The 17,884-nt window shown below is 41.6% G+C and carries 12 protein-coding genes; 7 read left to right on the forward strand and 5 right to left on the reverse strand.

Features of this window, described 5'->3' with window-relative positions; translation table 11 throughout:
• Positions 1–19: 19 nt before the first annotated feature.
• Together B3H30_RS22930 and B3H30_RS22935 are read right to left on the reverse strand one after the other, a co-directional pair.
• Complete coding sequence (locus tag B3H30_RS22930; protein ID WP_046675835.1) at positions 20–1,345, reverse strand: ABC transporter permease; 1,326 nt, start codon at positions 1,343–1,345, stop codon at positions 20–22.
• Positions 1,338–2,273 carry an ABC transporter ATP-binding protein gene (locus B3H30_RS22935; protein WP_070569720.1) on the reverse strand — a complete coding sequence of 312 codons (936 nt, stop codon included), beginning with the start codon at positions 2,271–2,273 and terminating at the stop codon, positions 1,338–1,340. Before B3H30_RS22935 ends, B3H30_RS22930 begins: the two co-directional genes overlap by 8 nt.
• Before the next feature lie 413 nt (positions 2,274–2,686).
• Between B3H30_RS22935 and yihA the strand changes: the two genes are divergently transcribed.
• The 3 genes from yihA (at position 2,687) to B3H30_RS22950 (ending at position 5,945) form a co-directional block, all read left to right on the forward strand.
• Complete coding sequence (yihA, locus tag B3H30_RS22940; RefSeq protein ID WP_046676372.1) at positions 2,687–3,316, forward strand: ribosome biogenesis GTP-binding protein YihA/YsxC; 630 nt, start codon at positions 2,687–2,689, stop codon at positions 3,314–3,316.
• 17 nt (positions 3,317–3,333) lie between these two features.
• Positions 3,334–4,188: a UbiA-like polyprenyltransferase gene (locus B3H30_RS22945; RefSeq protein ID WP_070569725.1), complete on the forward strand. Its 855-nt coding sequence runs from the start codon at positions 3,334–3,336 to the stop codon at positions 4,186–4,188.
• An 80-nt stretch (positions 4,189–4,268) separates the two neighbouring features.
• Positions 4,269–5,945, forward strand: a complete 1,677-nt coding sequence (locus tag B3H30_RS22950) for a PNGase F N-terminal domain-containing protein (RefSeq protein WP_070569727.1) — start codon at positions 4,269–4,271, stop codon at positions 5,943–5,945.
• A 77-nt stretch (positions 5,946–6,022) separates the two neighbouring features.
• On the opposite strand, the gene B3H30_RS22955 is transcribed toward B3H30_RS22950, so the two are convergent.
• Positions 6,023–6,481, reverse strand: a complete 459-nt coding sequence (locus tag B3H30_RS22955) for an Lrp/AsnC family transcriptional regulator (protein WP_046675839.1) — start codon at positions 6,479–6,481, stop codon at positions 6,023–6,025.
• Positions 6,482–6,641: 160 nt separating this feature from the next.
• Between B3H30_RS22955 and B3H30_RS22960 the strand changes: the two genes are divergently transcribed.
• A complete protein-coding gene (locus B3H30_RS22960; protein WP_070569729.1) occupies positions 6,642–7,709 on the forward strand; it encodes a PLP-dependent cysteine synthase family protein in 1,068 nt (355 codons plus the stop codon).
• Positions 7,710–7,808: 99 nt separating this feature from the next.
• Positions 7,809–9,491, forward strand: coding sequence for a protein-disulfide reductase DsbD family protein (locus B3H30_RS22965; protein ID WP_070569731.1), 1,683 nt, complete (start codon positions 7,809–7,811; stop codon positions 9,489–9,491).
• A 395-nt stretch (positions 9,492–9,886) separates the two neighbouring features.
• Here B3H30_RS22965 and B3H30_RS22970 read toward each other — a convergent pair whose 3' ends face one another.
• Both B3H30_RS22970 and B3H30_RS22975 read right to left on the reverse strand, forming a co-directional pair.
• Entirely contained in the window at positions 9,887–12,409 is a 2,523-nt protein-coding gene (locus tag B3H30_RS22970) for a DUF5686 and carboxypeptidase-like regulatory domain-containing protein (protein WP_139145086.1), read from the reverse strand.
• A gap of 376 nt (positions 12,410–12,785) precedes the next feature.
• On the reverse strand, positions 12,786–14,465 hold the full coding sequence (locus B3H30_RS22975) for an RluA family pseudouridine synthase (RefSeq protein WP_286834864.1): 1,680 nt from the start codon (positions 14,463–14,465) through the stop codon (positions 12,786–12,788).
• 336 nt (positions 14,466–14,801) lie between these two features.
• On the opposite strand from B3H30_RS22975, the gene B3H30_RS22980 reads away from it, so the two are divergent.
• A complete protein-coding gene (locus B3H30_RS22980; protein ID WP_070569738.1) occupies positions 14,802–15,275 on the forward strand; it encodes a Dps family protein in 474 nt (157 codons plus the stop codon).
• Between the two features lie 148 nt (positions 15,276–15,423).
• Positions 15,424–17,883: a glycoside hydrolase family 31 protein gene (locus tag B3H30_RS22985; protein ID WP_070569740.1), complete on the forward strand. Its 2,460-nt coding sequence runs from the start codon at positions 15,424–15,426 to the stop codon at positions 17,881–17,883.
• Position 17,884: the final 1 nt, after the last annotated feature.

Below are 17,884 nucleotides of genomic sequence, written 5' to 3' on the forward strand. Positions count from 1 at the left end.
TAATTAGTTCAGTACATAACTAACTTTTGTAATTGAACCATTTGATGATTTCTTTGAGATTTGCCTTTTTTCCATAGATCAAAATCCCGACGCGGTAGATACGTGCAGCGACCCAGGTTACCAATAAAAAGGTCAGTATGAGCAAGGTCAACGAGGTCAGGATCTGCCATAGGGGTACACCAAAAGGTATGCGAACGAGCATGGCGATCGGTGAGGTGAATGGAATAAAGCTCAACCATGTTGCAATCGGTCCATTGGGATCATTGATAATGACGCCGAAAGAAAGAATATAGGTCAATAGCAAGGGCATGGTAATGGGCATGGAAAACTGATTGGCCTCTGTTTCGTTGTCGACAGCTGAGCCTGCAGCGGCGAAAATAGCACTATACAATAGGTATCCGGCAATAAAAAACAGAAAGAAGAAAATGATGACCTCCGTGAAATTAAAGCTTTGGATCGACGTAAGGATCGAAGCGGAATCATTCTGGGCCATAGCTTTTGATACGGTACTCATATTACCCGCTCCAGGTTGGCTAGCGGCTACTTCCTGCATATCCTGCGGATTGACAAACAGTAGCGTTGCTGTGATAAATAAGCCCCCGGTAAGCACAAGCCACATCACAAATTGGGTCAGTCCAACCATACCGATTCCAACAATTTTACCCATCATGAGCTGAAAGGGCTTGACCGAGGAAATAATAACTTCGATGATACGATTGCTCTTTTCTTCGATAATACCACGCATTACCTGGGCACCATAAAGAAACAGGGATAGATAGACTAAGATAGCCAAAGCGACACCAAGGCCCATTGCAATGGCCGTGTTGCTGTTCTTTTCTTCGCCGTCGGCTGTTATTTCTTTTGCATCGATGCTGACTTTCGGCTTAATGGACTGGATAATCTGCAGGTCAATTCCCTTGGCTTTATATTCCTTTTCACGGATGATCTCTTCCAGCTGTCCGCTAATGATCTCCTGTATGACAAAGCTGGTCTTGCCACTGGTAATGAGTTCGGCTCTTTGGCTTGTTAAAATATCTTTTGGGATATAAAGGATCGACTGTTTTCCTTCACTTTGGGTCAGCTGCGCTTTTTGTGCCTGGAGATCCAGTTTACTGATTGTATAACTTACATTTTTATTGCTTTGCAGTTTTCCCGCAAAGTCGCCTTGTTCATCTAAAATAAAGACTTCGGTGTGTGAATCTTTAAAGCTCTTTTTTGTCAGATAAAACATGCCTGCATACAATGCAAAAAAGAACAATGGCACGGCAAAAGTCATGACAATAAAAGATTTTTTCTTGACACGGGATAGGTATTCCCGTTGAATGATAAGTAGTATTTTATGCATGATCTTGAGATAGGGGTGAGACTTGTGTAACTTTTTGAATGAAAATATCCGCCATAGAGGGAACGATTTCGATCAACTGGTTGAGCTGTATTTGGGCTAAGAAACGCATTAAGACATTATTGATATGAATATTGTTATTTAGCTGAATTGTAGTGTTGTATGTTTTGTCGTGCTTTGTGGACGTGATGACTTTAAATAGGCTGTCTTCGGATAGAAGAAAATTATCTTCATTGGCTGTATATTCCAATCGATAGGTTTGATTTCGGTATTCTTTTTTAATCGCCTGTACGGAACCATCGAGTATTTTCTTGGATCGGTTGATGAGGGCGATATTATCGCAAAGCTCTTCCACAGTCTCCATACGGTGTGTGGAGAATATAATGGTCGCCCCCTCTTGATTCAATCGGAGAATCTGTTCTTTTATGATATTGGCATTGACGGGATCAAATCCCGAAAAGGGTTCATCCAAGATAATCAATTGTGGTTGGTGGATGACCGTGGCGACAAATTGTACTTTCTGCTGCATACCTTTACTGAGATCTTCAATTTTTTTGTCCAACCAGGATGTGATGTCCAGGCGCTGGCACCAATCTTGGATGCGTGCTAGGGCTTCTCGCTTGGAAAGTCCTTTAAGTTGCGCCAAATACAACATTTGATCGCCGATTTTCATTTTTTTGTACAGCCCCCGCTCTTCGGGTAAATAGCCGATTTGTGCAATATGCTGTGGACCCAGCGCTTCGCCATTAAACAAAATCTCACCGGAATCGGGCGCGGTAATTTGGTTAATAATACGGATCAGGGACGTTTTTCCAGCCCCGTTTGGCCCCAATAGTCCGAAAATTTTACCCTTTGGGATTTGAATGGATACGTCGTCCAATGCACGGTGATTGGCGTAATCTTTGGTGACATGATTGATTTCGAGTAACATCTATTTTAAGGTTTAATTAATTCGTTCTTTGAGTTTGTTAGAAATATTCCTTTTTTCCCAAAGACTGACGTTTATTTATGTGATTAGTATCTTGAGCAGCTGAATTGTTACAGCAGCTCCGAAAAATTTCTTGTTTGGTGATGCTTCCATTTTACCTACTGGACTTCTTATTACAAGATTTATTTTTTTTATGGCATGCAGGACTTCTTTTATTTGGCTAATAAGACGTATACCCAACCGCATAGTGCATCTTCGGAATGCGCTCAGTTGTTTGATGAATCGTTTGAAGTGAAAGTTAAAAATAATTGGGGACATTTTAGTCCCTGGCCAATTAAATAGGAGACGGAGCTTTTTTATGGAATAGAAGCGGTACACATCTTGTCAAAGGGATTCATTTAACGTACCTTTGTTCCATGGAAGTGAAAAAAGCCGAATTCGTGTGCAGTAACACGAGAGTTGACAAATTACCTGCACCCAATTTGCCGGAGTATGCGTTTATCGGACGTTCAAATGTCGGTAAATCATCGTTGATCAATGCAATGACCAACAAGAAAGGACTTGCCAAGACCTCCCAAAAGCCTGGTAAGACTCAGTTGATCAATCATTTTATCATCGACGATACCTGGTATCTGGTGGATTTGCCGGGTTATGGTTTTGCCAAAGCCTCTAAAACAAGTCGCACGGAATGGGAGAAGTTCATCCGTAGGTATCTTACCCATCGGGACAATTTGCAATGTGTTTTTGTATTGGTAGATAGCCGTCATGAACCACAGAAGATAGACTTGGATTTTTGCTATTGGTTGGGCGAATGTGGTTTACCCTTTATGTTGGTTTTTACCAAGGCAGACAAGCAATCGACTGTCAAATCCGATGTGAATATTGCGAAATTTAAAAAATCATTGCTTCAATGGTTTGAAGAGGTGCCGCCGATTTTCCTAACTTCAGCAGAAAAGAAAATGGGGCATGAGCCTATTTTAGAGGCTATCGATGAAGTTAACGGCCGATTTGTTCGCCCTGAACCCGAAGGAAACGAACAATTTTAGCTAGATCTTAAGTTCAGATGAAAAAATACTTGTCCTTAGTTTTATTTGCCCATAGTGTATTTGCATTACCATTTGCCTTCATCGGTTTCTTTTTGGCATTGCATACAACGGACTACACCTTTTCGTGGAAATTATTGGTTTTGATGCTCGTGTGTATGGTAACGGCCCGTAATGCCGCTATGGCATTCAATCGTTATTTGGATCGCGATATTGATGCCATTAATCCGCGAACGGCCATGCGTGATATTCCTGCCGGAAAAATTTCTGCTAAAAATGCATTGATTTTTACGTTAGTAAATTGCCTTATTTTTATCGCAGCGACGTATTTTATCAATTCTCTTTGCTTTATGTTGTCGCCCATTGCACTTTTTGTTGTGCTTTTTTACTCCTATACGAAGCGCATAACACCCTTATGCCATCTTGTATTGGGAGCAGGGCTAGGATTGGCTCCAATAGGTGCATATATGGTTATTACAGGACAGTTTGCGACTGTTCCGGTACTTTATGGCTTCGCAGTGTTGACCTGGGTGAGCGGCTTCGATATTATTTACGCGTTGCAGGATGAAGCATTTGATCGGGCCAATCAGCTGAATTCTATACCCGTTTGGTTGGGAACGAAGGGAGCCATGCGCGTTTCGGAAGGTCTGCACGTGTTTTCTTTTATATTTATTTTAATACCAGCATTTTTGATGCTGGTAGGTTGGATTTATTATTTAGGTGTGGCCTTTTACGGAGCCTTGCTGATTTACCAGCATACCCTGTTTTCATCGACTAATTTAAGTCGGGTCAATCGTGACTTTATGACAACCAATGGTTATGCCTCGGTGATTTTTGCGGTATTCTACCTCTTGGATATCTGGTTGATCAAATAAACGTTTTAGCATAAAATAAGAAAGGCTTTAGGAATTCCTAAAGCCTTTCTTATTTTTGCATCTAAACCAATACACATGCTATGAAGAAAAGTATTCTTTTTACCTCTATTTTATGTTTGTCATTGTCGTCGCAGGCGCAAAAGCTGTCGAGTTATGTCATTCAATATAACCAAAGTTTCAATGGGAATACAGCTGCCAATCAAAATGCCATCCTCGTCTATGCCAATGAAAAGGAGACTTTTGTCAGTTCAGCGAAGGAAATGCAGGGACAGTTGGCGCCGCCATACGAACGGGTTGTGGTGGAGCGTTCCGGAGGCAATGCCTTACTTAAAATTGCTAAACTCAAAGATGGATCAATCATTCTAACCAAAGATTCGCTCGCGCTTTCGAAGCAAAAGTTTAACACGACAAACGAGACTAAAACAATCTTGGGCTATCCCTGCAAAAAAGTAGAGACCAGCATCAATTCCAATAAAATAGAAGTTTGGTATACCGATAAATTAGGGGTAAAAGGTGCACCCACGGAACTTGGTCAGGATCTTGGTTTGGTACTTGAGGTAATCCGCAATGGGAATACACGGACTTTTGCCACCAAAGTAGAAAAGGTCAAGACGATACCGGATCAACTGCGGCTAAAAGGAAATGAAAAATTGTACGATGAACTCTCGTATAAAGATCTGATCTGGAAAAATCGTTTTATCCAAATACCTATTTTTCGGAAGGAGCGTATACGTTTTGCGGATGATGTAAAGTCGGATTCTGTTTTGCGTTTTGCCAATGGGACTGTTTTGGTAAAAAAGGTGAAAATCCCAAAAATAAAGACTAGCGATAATGTATTTGTGCAGTTGGTCGAACAATCGAAAGGTGATGCCTACGATCGCACCGGGTCAGTTTTTATCATCCCGACCAACAAAGCGCAGAGCTTTTTGGATGGCATGAAAAATGGTATGGGTACCCTGCCTAAGTACGAAAATGGAAATGGTAAAGCTTATCAAGGCGTTGTAAAAACAGCATCTTTTGAACCTATTGTTGAATTGATGCGTTTCTTTACACCCTTTGGTGTTAAGCAGTTTAACTATCTTCAGTTAAAGGATAAGGTTTGGCAAGATTCGGTGCTGTACCGTCAGGACGTAACGGAACTGGCTGGTCTGTTGAGCGAGCAGGAAATCTATGTAGGCGCCTTCATTGGCAATTATGATAAAAATGGACATGAGGTGAGTGTGGAGCTGACGGTGCATCCGGGTTTCGATGCCGAGTCAAAAGGTAGTCTGAAAAAGACGATGTCTTTATTCACCACAACCAACGTTATGGAAATGGGCGGCCAGGAGTATGGATCTATGTTTGATAAGGAGAAAGGTCTTACTGTTTCGTTTCATTTGGACCAGGACGCTAAAAACGTGCAATTACGCTACATTACCACAGGGCATGGAGGCTGGGGCAATGGTGATGAGTTTGTGCCGAAGGAAAACCGCATTTTCCTAGACAATTCATTACGCTTTAAATACACGCCGTGGCGTAATGATTGTGGCTCGTACCGTTTGTCAAACCCAGCTTCAGGCAATTTTGCCACAGGTCTGTCTTCATCCGATCTAAGCCGCTCCAATTGGTGCCCGGGTACAGTAACACCACCAATCTACATTGATCTGGGGGATTTAAAAGCAGGTGACCATACGATGCAGGTGCAGATTCCACAGGGAGCTCCTGAAGGAACAAGTTTTAGTAGCTGGAATGTGACAGGAACCTTGTTGTTCGATTAATTAGTTTTTCATTGCTGTCATATGCAATAATGCTATTGCATATGACAGCAATATTCCTTGGGTTTTTAAGACAAAGATTAAAGGGGGTAGGCCGTCTCGCTTTTTGTCTCCGATAATACAAAGTAGGTCTGTACGGTATTTACTTGCGGTAGTACGGCCAGTCGATGCCGCAGAAAAATATGATAAGCATCCATATCTTTGGTTGCGATACGTAACATAAAGTCGTAAGAACCCGCCATTTGGTAGCATTCCATCACCTCGGGAAATTTAGCTACCTCTTTTTCGAATTCATTCAACACTTCAAAAGTATGCGCCTTGAGAAAGACCTGAGAAAAGGAAATTAACCCAATGCCTATCTTGTGGCGGTCCAAAATTGCCACCGTTTTTTTGATGTAGCCCAACCGCTTTAGCTTTCTAACGCGTTCGTGAACAGCAGCGATAGATTTGTTAAGTTCAAAGGATAGCGCTTTATTGCTCATGGAGGCATCTTGTTGTAGGAGGCGTAATAATTTTACATCTATTTCATCCAATTCCATAATCTGAATATTTTCGGTACGGTTGTAAAAATACGCTATTGTTCTGAATTATTTATTGGTTTTTATATCTTTTAATTTAATTTTTATTGAAATTATAGTGATGTGTTGAATATTATCTTGTCGATGGTCAATTTTGCAACAGAATAATCATTTATAAGAAATGGCTGAACAAGAATTATTAAGTGCGTGTTTGTCACCTGCATTGGACAAGAGATTCAAACATCTGTGGAGATTGGTCGGAAATACACCGATGTTGGAACTACAGTATACTTACAAAGGTAAACCCGGACGAATTTTCGTGAAATGTGAGAACTACAATCTGACTGGTAGCATTAAGGATCGGATGGCGCTTTATATTTTATACAAAGCGTATATGAATTGTCAGATCCGGCCGAGTGATGTTGTCATTGAAGCCACAAGTGGCAACACAGGGATTGCCTTTTCAGCAATCGGTAAAGCACTTGGTCATCAGGTAAAGATTATTATGCCCAATTGGTTGAGTAAGGAGCGTACCGATATTATTCGCAGCATGGGTGCCGATATACAGCTGATAAGCAAAGAAGAAGGTGGTTTTTTAGGAAGTATTCGTTTAAGTGAAGAGCTTGCTGCAAAGGGCGGTGTTTTTCTTCCACGCCAATTCGAGAATCAATATAATGCCGAAGCGCATGAGAAAACCACCGGTTACGAGATTGTAAAGCAACTGGAGGAACAGGGCTTAGTTGCTGATTCTTTTGTTGCTGGTGTGGGAACTGGTGGTACGGTCATGGGTGTGGGTAGAAGCTTAAGAAAGGTAAACCCAAATGTCCGCGTCCATCCGCTAGAACCGGCAGAAAGTCCAACCTTAACTACAGGGCATAAGGTAGGTTCACACCGTATTCAGGGAATATCTGATGAGTTTATTCCTGCCATTGTGGATTTGGATGAACTCGATACGGTCGTATGTGCCAACGATGGCGACTCCATTATCATGGCGCAGAAGCTATCGCGCCAATTGGGATTGGCTGTTGGAATCTCTTCGGGAGCAAATGTAATCGGAGCGATTAAATTACAGCAGGAGCTGGGCGATGAAGCTGTCGTGGTGACCTTACTTTGTGATGATAACAAAAAATACCTAAGTACCGATTTGGTGAAAGAGGAGCCGGTAAAAGAAGGGTATCTTTCTACGGACGTTGATTTCTCGGGTTTTCAACCGATCTGCAGATTGGCAAATCCGGTATTTGGTGCTTAAAAAGATTTAGTTTCATATGTTTATAGTTAACTCGGGGAGTCTCTAGCTCCTCGGGTTTCATTTATTCAAAAACCAATTTATACCTAAGAATAACACAACATGAAAGTCAATTTTAAATTATTAATCCTTTTGTTGTTGTTGGTTGCGCCTGTGGCAATGTTTGCCCAAGCGGATACAACAAACACGTTGGAGGGGCTTGAGTTTACGGATGGTACGATAAGTCCCGATTCACTGTCCTTTGAGGAGTCTCCAGATACCGCTACCGTAAAAGCCGATTCCGCCCAGATGAAATCGGTAGCTGGGACAATCGTAGACAAAGCTGGGGCAGAAGGCAAAAAATCGCTGTGGAGTATCTTTATTGCGGGCCTTTTAGGCGGTTTTGCCGCTTTATTGATGCCTTGTATTTTTCCGATGTTACCGCTGACGGTGAGTTATTTTACCAAACAGGCGGGGAGTCGTGCCAGTGGTATTAGTAAAGCCCTGTTATATGGATTATTTATTATTGTGATTTATGTGGCTCTGGGGATGATTATCACGATCGCATTCGGGTCTGATGCACTCAATGCACTTTCCACCAACGGTATCTTCAACTTCATTTTCTTTTTGTTGTTGGTGGGCTTTGCGGCATCTTTTTTTGGTGCTTTTGAAATTACCTTGCCAAGCTCCTTTGTCAATAAAATGGATGCCAAATCGGATAAAGGTGGATTAGTGGGGTTGTTCTTTATGGCCTTCAGTTTGTCCTTGGTTTCATTTTCTTGTACGGGACCGATTATAGGGACACTGTTGGTTGAGGCAGCTTCGAAAGGCGAGAGATTGGGTCCAGCAGTTGGGATGCTGGGATTCTCCATTGCCCTGGCCATTCCTTTTGGTTTGTTCGCGATGTTTCCTTCGATGCTTAAATCCTTGCCGAAATCTGGCGGTTGGCTGAATAGTGTAAAAGTCGTTTTAGGCTTTTTGGAACTCGCTTTAGCGTTGAAATTTTTATCCAATGTCGACCTAGCTTACCACTGGAACTTGTTGGATAGAGAGGTGTTCCTGTCGCTATGGATTGCTATTTTTGCGTTGATGGGGCTATACCTGATTGGCAAGATCAAGTTCTCCCATGATAGTGAGCTGAAATTCCTGTCTGTTCCTCGAACTATTTTGGCCATTGTTGTTTTTTCTTTTGTGGTCTATATGGTGCCAGGTTTATGGGGAGCGCCTTTAAAATCAATTTCCGCTTTTTTACCGCCATCGGCAACACAAGATTTTGATCTTTCTTCGGGTGTAAGTGCCGGAGCTGTTGCGCATTCAGATGGAAAGGTGAAAAAATATGCTGAAATTTTTCATGACAGAGGCACGCCTAAGGGATTTGATCCTTATTATGATTACGACCAGGCCTTAGCTACGGCTAAAGAATTAAACAAGCCTGTTTTAATTGATTTTACGGGCTGGAATTGTGTCAATTGTCGTAAAATGGAAGCGAATGTCTGGACGGACAAAGCTGTGGCAAAATTATTAAAAGAAGAATTTGTGATGGCCGAACTTTTTGTGGATGATAAAACCGAGCTGGCTGCAAACGAACAATTTGTTTCAAAGTATAGTGGCAAAAAGATCAATACCATCGGCAAGAAAAACAGCGATTTTCAAGCGGCTACATTCGATAGCAATTCGCAGCCGCTGTACGTTATTGTCGATCCGACGGGCAAAAAACTGGTGCCCCAGAGTGGTGCCAACTACAATGTAGAAGAGTACAAGGCATTCCTACAAAGTGGTGTGGATGCATTTAAACATAAAAACTAACCATCGTCATATGCTAATTTTATCCTCCTTGTACTATGCAAGGGGGATTTTTTTGTTCATAAGCCATCGGTTTTTGTGTCTGCAGGCCTGATGCAGTGGGGCTTTCCTCGTATTGTGTTCGTACCAGCTTCGGAAGGCGACAATCTTGCAATAAATATTGACCAGCCCCTGACCAGGTAATTCCTGGTCAGGGGCTGGTCGGAATCTGATCAACATCTGTACAACATCTGTTGTATCTCCGAATAAGGTACGAAGCAGGTACGAAGCTTTCCCCGCTATTTCGTCCAGAAATCGTTGGCGGGGGAGCCTATGTTGCGGAAGCCTAGGGCAAAAAAAGAAGCCCCGTCATTTATATGAACAGGGCTTCAAATTATACTATAAATTTATGGAAACTATTAGAAGTCAAATCTGACCCGCGCACGAATACCCCAAGCTGGTGCATCGACGTGATCAAGATAATTTAGACGTTTTACGTAGTCCACGCGTAATATTTTAAAAATGTTGGATAGACCGATACTGGCTTCCATATAAGGTTCTGAACCGAAGGTATAAGAACTCTGTACACCTTCTGCATTGTGCTGCCAAGTGAATACCTTTGAGCCATAGTTAGGATCGTCAGGATTGTTTTCCTTGCGCAGTCCGCCATATACACCTTTGAAGCTAAATACTTCACGTAATTTAAGCTTTTTGATCAAAGGAATTTTATTCAACAGAAAACCGTTCATGTAATACTGCACGTTCAATGAGGCATTGTGGTCACTAACAAACTCCAGGAAGTTCATTAAGTTATACGAGTTCAATTGATAAGCATAGGTCTGATTGGCACGATGGATTGTCAAGAAAGGGAATGGGATCTCTTTACCTGCAATATAGTTGCCTTCAGCTGTTACGTCAGCAAATCCAAATTGACTAAAATAAAAGCGTTTGAATGCACCAACATTAAAGTTGTGATAATTGTATTCACCTTTAGCCAATCCTTTGATTCCAGCAGTATAATTGAGCGTGAAGATCGGATATTGATTGAATATAGGTGTCCGGTAAATCTTGCCTTGATAGAACTCTTCATGTGGAGCATATCTGAAATTTACGGATACTTCTGTCGAGTTCAATTCATTAAACAGTCTACTTTCATTGTTGGCATCTACCATCTGGTAGGTAAGGCTTCCAGCAGGTGTTTGTCTGTTGATATTGAATGCCGCGCCAATAGCCAAGTGGTTTAAAAATTCTTTTTTATACTCTAAGCCGTAATTTGTCTCATAAATGTAACGGTCATTATCACCGCGTTTGAAAGACAGCAAGAAGTTGTCTTCCTGAATAAATTCCAGTTTTTGTCCAGGAATCTTCGTATCCTTTTTATAAGAGGCCCTGATGTAGTGCATTGGGAAGGAGTAGACCGATTTGTTGTTAAATGCGTAGGTACCGCTGAAAAAGTATTTCCATTTCTGATCTTTAAAACCATAGGCCGCATACGATTCAGCATAGAAACGCTTGCTTAGCGCTTCTGTTGTACGTCCGCCGACACGTAAACGGAAACCTTCTACGGGATTAAAGCTATAGAATGTATTGACTGGACCGATCTCAACTGGGCCGGCCTGTTTGTATCCTGACAGCAATAAGGCAGCGATATCCATGAACGAACGGAATGAAGGGATCTTTTGTAAGGTATCAATATTATGATAAATATTCAGTTCGTTTTGCGCAAGGACAAGCGGACGTTGTGTTTCAAACAATGTTTTAATCGCTTTCTTATTTTCTACATTATAGGCAATGACCGTAGATGGACCATCATAGGTACTATCAGGACGCTGAATGCCGACTTTGTAATTGTTGTAATCAACTGTACGACTTCCGCGGATCCCCATGCCTTTTTCCGTTAAAGAAAAATCGATACCCAGGGTACTTGTTTTTAGGTAGAAGCGACTTTTGCTGTCTTTCTCAAATTTAAGCTGTATCTGAAGGTCACGTACAAAGTTTAGATTGATATCATCTGCCACAGTCATATTGGCGCCCTGCACCGCATAATTGCCGTCTAACGTCACATACAGTTGACCTTTAAATAACATGTCGGCCTTGTTGCGTGGAAAGAAGCTTAATTCGACCAACCAGGGTTGAACAGTCTTAATGGTATCCGTTATAAAATACTTATAAAAAGTAGGAGCGGAATTAGCAATTGGACTTAAAAACTGATTGGTAACCAATGAAATGTTGTTGTCGTAAATATCAACTTGTTCGTACAGTTTATTGAAGTAGGCTGTCAGACCATCATTATCAATAAATCTAGGGTCAAATTGTGCCCGTTGGTCACCAAGGATATACTGTTTGGTTTTGCTTGGATCTTTACGGTAATATACCTTGGACATTTTTTCTTCAATAAAGGCAGGCAAAACATATTTGTTGGCTGTTTTAGCGGAGTCGTCCGTTTCAAAAAGAAATTGATAGTTTTTGAATATTTTTTTATTGACGAATTTCTCCGAAAGATTGCTCAGTCCTAAAGACATCTTCTCATACTGGTCAAATTCAGCATATTGTTGTCCTGAAAGTCTATTTTTCTCCTTATTCTCGATGACTTTTCGGATCAGTGCGACAGCAGGATTATCTTTGTTGCTGTATTTTTTCTTTGTGGCCTTGACAACAACTTCTTCCAGCATGTTGTCCTGTTGATCCATCAGAATTTCTTTTGTTTGCGTTGCATCATTCGTAACAAAAGCGTCTTTGCTGTCATACCCAATGTAACTTGCTCTGATTTTTACATACGATGTTGGAAAGACAAGTTTAAATTCACCATTTGCATTGGTCGACGTCGTGGTTCCAGCAGAAGCCGGAGCGCCAACGACGGCTACGGTAGCATAGGGTATAGGATTCTTGGTCTTTGCATCTTTAACTGTACCGGTTACGGTCTTGTTTTGGGCAAAAGCCATGGACACCGTTAGTACGAGCGTTATCGAAAAAAAGAGTTTAGTTATGAAGGTTGTTGCGTCTATTTTAGCTCTCATTATATTGCTATAATCTTGAAAATTCAAAATTGTTTTCCTGTTTCTACTTTATTTTTGACTTTATAGGTATTAAAATCAAAAAATCAGTGAACAAAGGAAACAAAAAATTAAGAATAATTAAAATTTTATTGTAATGTAATAAAGGAAAGTAGTTGAATTACATTTGTTCGTAAGTATTTGTTTGTGAGTTGTTTATGTTAAATTATTGATTTGGGTCAATAATTTTCACATTACATTTTGACTTGGCGATGATTTTCCGCTACTTTATTTACTGACTTTTGTAACGATATAGTCAGCGCTATTAAAAATCTGGCTCGATTTCGAAGGTCATTTCTTTTTTGAAACGAGGGTGTATAAAGGTAATTGAAGCGGCATGAAGGTGTAATCTATTAGCTTTTTTGCCATAGAGATCGTCACCAACAATAGGTGTATTTAGCCCATTGGGGTGCACGGCATGCATGCGGAGCTGGTGGGTTCGGCCAGTCAAGGGATAAAACCTGACCCTCGTTTGATTATTCTCTATCGCAATTTTTACCCATTTTGTCTGCGCTGGCTTGCCATAGGTGTAGCAGACCATTTGTCGGGGTCTATCATCCAGATCGACGCGAAGAGGGAGGTCGATCAAGCCGGATGGAGCTTCGATAATACCATCAAGTAAGGCAATGTATGTTTTTTTGATGGTATGCTGAATAAATTGATCCTGAATAAATTTATGCGCTTCTTTGTTTTTGGCAACAACCAATAGGCCGGATGTCGACATATCCAGGCGGTGGATAATAATCGGGCCTGCTTTTGGATAACGTTGAAGAATACGGTTGTAGACCGAATCCTTGACATATATTCCTGGTACAGAAAGAAATTCTGCTGGTTTGTTGATGATGATAATATCTTCATCCTCATAAATTTGAGGAAGTGCGATATCCAAGGTCGTTTCCTGCTGCATGGGATTCGGATCTACGACCAAGCCTTGGAGCATATACCCTAAAATCGGTTCACATTTTTTGCGGCATGCCGGATAGTAGTTTTTGTGCCTGCGTATTTCAGATGCAGGGGAGCAGCCCCACCAAAATTCGGCCAAAGCTAGGGGTGTTAACTGGTTTTCATATGCATATTGCAGCAGTTTTGGCGCAGCGCATTCCCCCGATCCCGCAGGCGGAGTTATCGTGTCAAATTCATGGAATATGTCGACGACATTCTTGCGTTGCCCTTTTGCATTGCGAAAATTATATTGTTCGAAAAGCTGTTTTTGCAGATTGCCTGAGCGTGTTTTGCGTTCCTCTTTTAGCGCGGTAATCGTAGATAGCAATTGTTGTAAATGGTTACTCTCTGTTTCCAGAGCCAAATGCATGTCATATTGAAAGCGCTGAAGCTGTTGTTTGTCTTTTAAACTCTGGCTCCGCATGTCTTCCATCAATAATTCATATTCCGCATCGGATAAACTGACCTTCAGTTTTGTACGGGTTTCTTTTCGTTCCTTCTTTTGGGTTCTTAATTTCGATTTTAGCTCATCGAGCGACTTATCCCATTCATTTTTTAACCGGTCAAGATTACGCTGCGTGTCTGCTAGCTCTTCACTATTTTCAAGCCTTTCTATTTTGCGGTTCAGTGCATTGAGATGCACCTCTTCGTTTAGAAAAAAACTGTTTTCTTCCAACATATCGAATATTGGCGGTACAAAATAGCGGTGTTTGTTGCTTCCGGCCAGTTTTCCCGAAACAGCGGCAAGGTAGCCAAGCTCATTGTGTTGGTTTCTGACAACCAGCACACCGAACATTTTTCCAATAGCGAGGCCCTCCATGGCGCTGTCCAGGCCAAAATTGTGGGTCCAGTCCTCTTGTGTTTCGATGTAATATTGAAGTTCTTTTGCGGCGGTTACGGCGAGGGGGTGCGGTTCATAGCAAAATGGGAAGGAAAATCGTGTTGGAAGTTCAATCGCTGAAATATCCTGTTTGAATTTGTGAAAATAGGTATTGTTGTCCATGTTGTCCGCAGCTTTCCCTCAAAATAAAGATGTCTGCAAAAATACAACATTATGTGCTTTAAATAATAGCTTGATCGATTTTTGTTTAAAATGTTTCGTTCATAAGGTACAATCTAGGTCTTATCTGTTTCTACAACGAACACTGTCGGTGCAGCCTTCGCTTTTCATTTTTTCAGTCTAGCAAACGCTTTGCAGTAATACGAAATGTAAGTCTGGTTTGGTATAGTGGGGTGAGGTAATTGTTGTGAATTTGACTGGCTTTTATTTGGTTTTTACCGCATTTTTGGGTAAATTTAACTAAGCATTTAAAACATATAGTTAACAAAAGATTATAATATGAAAACTTCAATTGGAATTAAAGATGCGGACTTGAAAAAAGTTGCAAAGTTGTTAAATGTGCTGTTGGCAGATGAACACATTGTCTACATGAAGACGCGTAACGCGCATTGGAATGTGGAAGGTGCGGATTTTCATGCTGCTCACTTATTTTTGGAATCACAATACGATGAACTAGCTGAAGTGATCGATGAAGTAGCAGAACGTGTACGTACTTTAGGGCATTATGCGGTAGGTACCTTTGATAAATATTTGAAATTGACTCGTTTAACGGAGTCTACTTCAGAAAAAACCGACAGTCAGTCCTATTACAAAGAATTGTTGGCTGACCATGAAGCTATAGCGATGTCAATTCGTGCCGACATTTCTGTGGTTGAAGGCACTTCAGATAATGGTACGGAGGACTTTTTGGTTGGACTATTGGAAAAGCATGAAAAGATGGCCTGGATGCTTCGTGCGCATTTTGTTAAGTAAGCTGTAGAAGTTTATCCACAGGTATTGAAAAAAATCCCGTCTATCCCAATAGGCGGGATTTTTTTTTGTGTTTTGTTGTCAGCGCAGGATTAATTTTCTATCTTAAAGAGGAATTAAGCCTTCAGAAACTTTTTAACATATTACAATTATGCTTGAAGACGACAACCTAAATCAAACCACACTACATGAGGAGGAAAATGATGGTACTTTGGAGAGTATGCATCATGTGAATAATCCGGTATTGGATTTACCGAAAATTGAAAAGAAATACCTTGAAACGATAGTAGCCCACAATCAAAACGATAAGTCTTATTATTTTTCTGACGGCAAAGCCAAGGTAGAAATTAAGATCGTCACGGATGAGATCGTGCGGGTACGGCTGGCTCCACAAGGGACTTTTTTGGAGGATTTTTCGTATGCCTTGGCCAAGAAAGATCACCGCGTCAGTATACATCAATGCAAGGAAGAGGCAGATCATTATCTGGTGCATACGAATACTATTTCCTGTAAGATCAATAAGAATGACTTTTTGATTTCTTTTGCTGATCGTTCAGGTAAACTGTTCAATGCAGATTTGGCGCCGATGCACTGGGAGGAAAACCCTGATTTTGGAGGCTATTATGTATATAGCACAAAAGTGGCCTTTGAAAACGAAGCTTTTTATGGACTGGGGGATAAGGCCACTAAATTGAACCTGAGAGGTAAAAGACTTAAAAATTGGAATTCAGATACTTATGCTTTTGCTTACGATCAGGATCCACTTTATAAAACTATTCCGTTTTATATTGGTTTAAAAGATGGTGAAGCCTACGGTATATTCTTTGACAATACCTTTAAAACGTATTTTGATTTCGCCGCGGAAGATCCGGGAAAAACAAGCTTTTGGTCCGAAGGAGGGGAACTGCAGTACTACTACATCCATGGTCCACATATTATCGACGTCATCCGTCGCTATCATACGCTGACAGGTACGCATTACCTGCCACCGCTGTGGGCAATTGGTTACCATCAGTGTCGCTGGAGTTATTATCCCGAAGCGAATGTCCGGAAGGTTGCTGAGGAGTTTCGGAAGCGACAGATCCCCTGTGATGCGATTTATCTTGATATCGATTACATGGAAGGATACCGCTGTTTTACCTGGAACAAGCAGTATTTTCCCAATCCTAAGAATATGATCAGCGATTTGGCCAATGATGGCTTTAAAACGGTGGTGATGATCGACCCGGGCATCAAGGTTGATGAGAACTACTGGGTGTTCAGGGAAGGAAAGGAAAATAGGTATTTCTGTCGCCGCGGGGATGATTATTTTATGGAAGGATTTGTGTGGCCGGGACGTTGTCAATTTCCTGATTTTACCAATCCGGAGGTTCGTCAATGGTGGGGCACCTTATATCAGGGCCTTGTGGAAGATGGCGTGGCTGGCTTCTGGAACGATATGAATGAACCGGCCGTATTTGGCCGCGGAACGTTCCCCGACGATGTACGTCACCAATATGACGGGCATCGGGGCTCGCATCGTAAGGCACATAATATCTACGGCATGCAGATGGTCCGGGCAACCTATGATGGTTTAAAGAAATTGTATAAAAATAAACGGCCATTTACCATCACCCGAGCGGCTTATGCGGGAACACAACGCTATTCTTCGGTCTGGACCGGCGATAATTTGGCGAGTTGGGAACATCTCAAGTTGGGAACCTTGCAGTTACAGCGTTTGTCGACTTCGGGCATGTCCTTTTGTGGAACGGATATCGGTGGGTTTACGGGTGAACCCGACGGTGAGTTATTTACGCGATGGATGCAATTTGGCGTTTTCTCGCCTTTTATGCGTGTGCATTCCGCTGGCGATACCCGCGACCGGGAGCCCTGGAGTTTTGGGGAGGATTGGGAAAAGATCAATCGGAAATTTATCGAACTCCGTTATAAGTTGTTGCCGTATATCTATACCTGTTTTTGGGAGCAAACGAAGTATGGTTTTCCCATATTACGTCCGATTTCCATGGTCGAACAGCATATACCGACCAATTGGCAACGTGAGGAGGAATTCTGTTTTGGGGATAAAATATTGGTATCCCCAGTTTTGCAGCCGGGACAAAAAAGCAAGATTGTCTATCTGCCTGAAGGTACTTGGTTTTATTATTTCAATCATGAAACCTACGTGGGCGGTAAAGAACATACTGTTCCTACACCGATTGATGAGATGCCGATTTTCATTCGTGGGGGATCTGTTATCCCCGAATATCCAGTGATGCAATATACTGGTGAAAAGAAAATTGAGGAGCTGCAGCTCAATGTTTACTTCGCTGAAGGTGTAACCCGTTCGTATGTGTATTCGGATCATGGCGACACCTTTGCCTATGAGCAGGATATTTATCTTGAAAAATGCTTTACCGTATCGGGGCTCAAAGAATCCCTGTCGATTAAACAGACGCAAGATGGGCTTTTTACGGAGCGATATGAGGAATATAAATTACAGTTAATCGGCTTGCCTTTTCAGGCTAAGAAGGTGAAGACCGATGGTATTGAAACAAAAGTACAAGTAGATGATAAGGGGCGGTATTGGATTAATGTCGCACGAGAATTTGATAACATATTGATAGAAGGTTAAA

This window comes from Sphingobacterium sp. UBA7038, from assembly GCF_002494055.1.
Taxonomy (GTDB): Bacteria; Bacteroidota; Bacteroidia; order Sphingobacteriales; family Sphingobacteriaceae; genus Sphingobacterium; species Sphingobacterium multivorum.

Coding starts and splice junctions, on each gene's coding strand:
- B3H30_RS22930 (WP_046675835.1), bottom strand. CDS start 1,345: ATGCATAAAATACTACTTATCATTCAACGGGAATACCTATCCCGTGTC.
- B3H30_RS22935 (WP_070569720.1), bottom strand. CDS start 2,273: ATGTTACTCGAAATCAATCATGTCACCAAAGATTACGCCAATCACCGT.
- yihA (WP_046676372.1), top strand. CDS start 2,687: ATGGAAGTGAAAAAAGCCGAATTCGTGTGCAGTAACACGAGAGTTGAC.
- B3H30_RS22945 (WP_070569725.1), top strand. CDS start 3,334: ATGAAAAAATACTTGTCCTTAGTTTTATTTGCCCATAGTGTATTTGCA.
- B3H30_RS22950 (WP_070569727.1), top strand. CDS start 4,269: ATGAAGAAAAGTATTCTTTTTACCTCTATTTTATGTTTGTCATTGTCG.
- B3H30_RS22955 (WP_046675839.1), bottom strand. CDS start 6,481: ATGGAATTGGATGAAATAGATGTAAAATTATTACGCCTCCTACAACAA.
- B3H30_RS22960 (WP_070569729.1), top strand. CDS start 6,642: ATGGCTGAACAAGAATTATTAAGTGCGTGTTTGTCACCTGCATTGGAC.
- B3H30_RS22965 (WP_070569731.1), top strand. CDS start 7,809: ATGAAAGTCAATTTTAAATTATTAATCCTTTTGTTGTTGTTGGTTGCG.
- B3H30_RS22970 (WP_139145086.1), bottom strand. CDS start 12,409: ATGGCTTTTGCCCAAAACAAGACCGTAACCGGTACAGTTAAAGATGCA.
- B3H30_RS22975 (WP_286834864.1), bottom strand. CDS start 14,465: ATGGACAACAATACCTATTTTCACAAATTCAAACAGGATATTTCAGCG.
- B3H30_RS22980 (WP_070569738.1), top strand. CDS start 14,802: ATGAAAACTTCAATTGGAATTAAAGATGCGGACTTGAAAAAAGTTGCA.
- B3H30_RS22985 (WP_070569740.1), top strand. CDS start 15,424: ATGCTTGAAGACGACAACCTAAATCAAACCACACTACATGAGGAGGAA.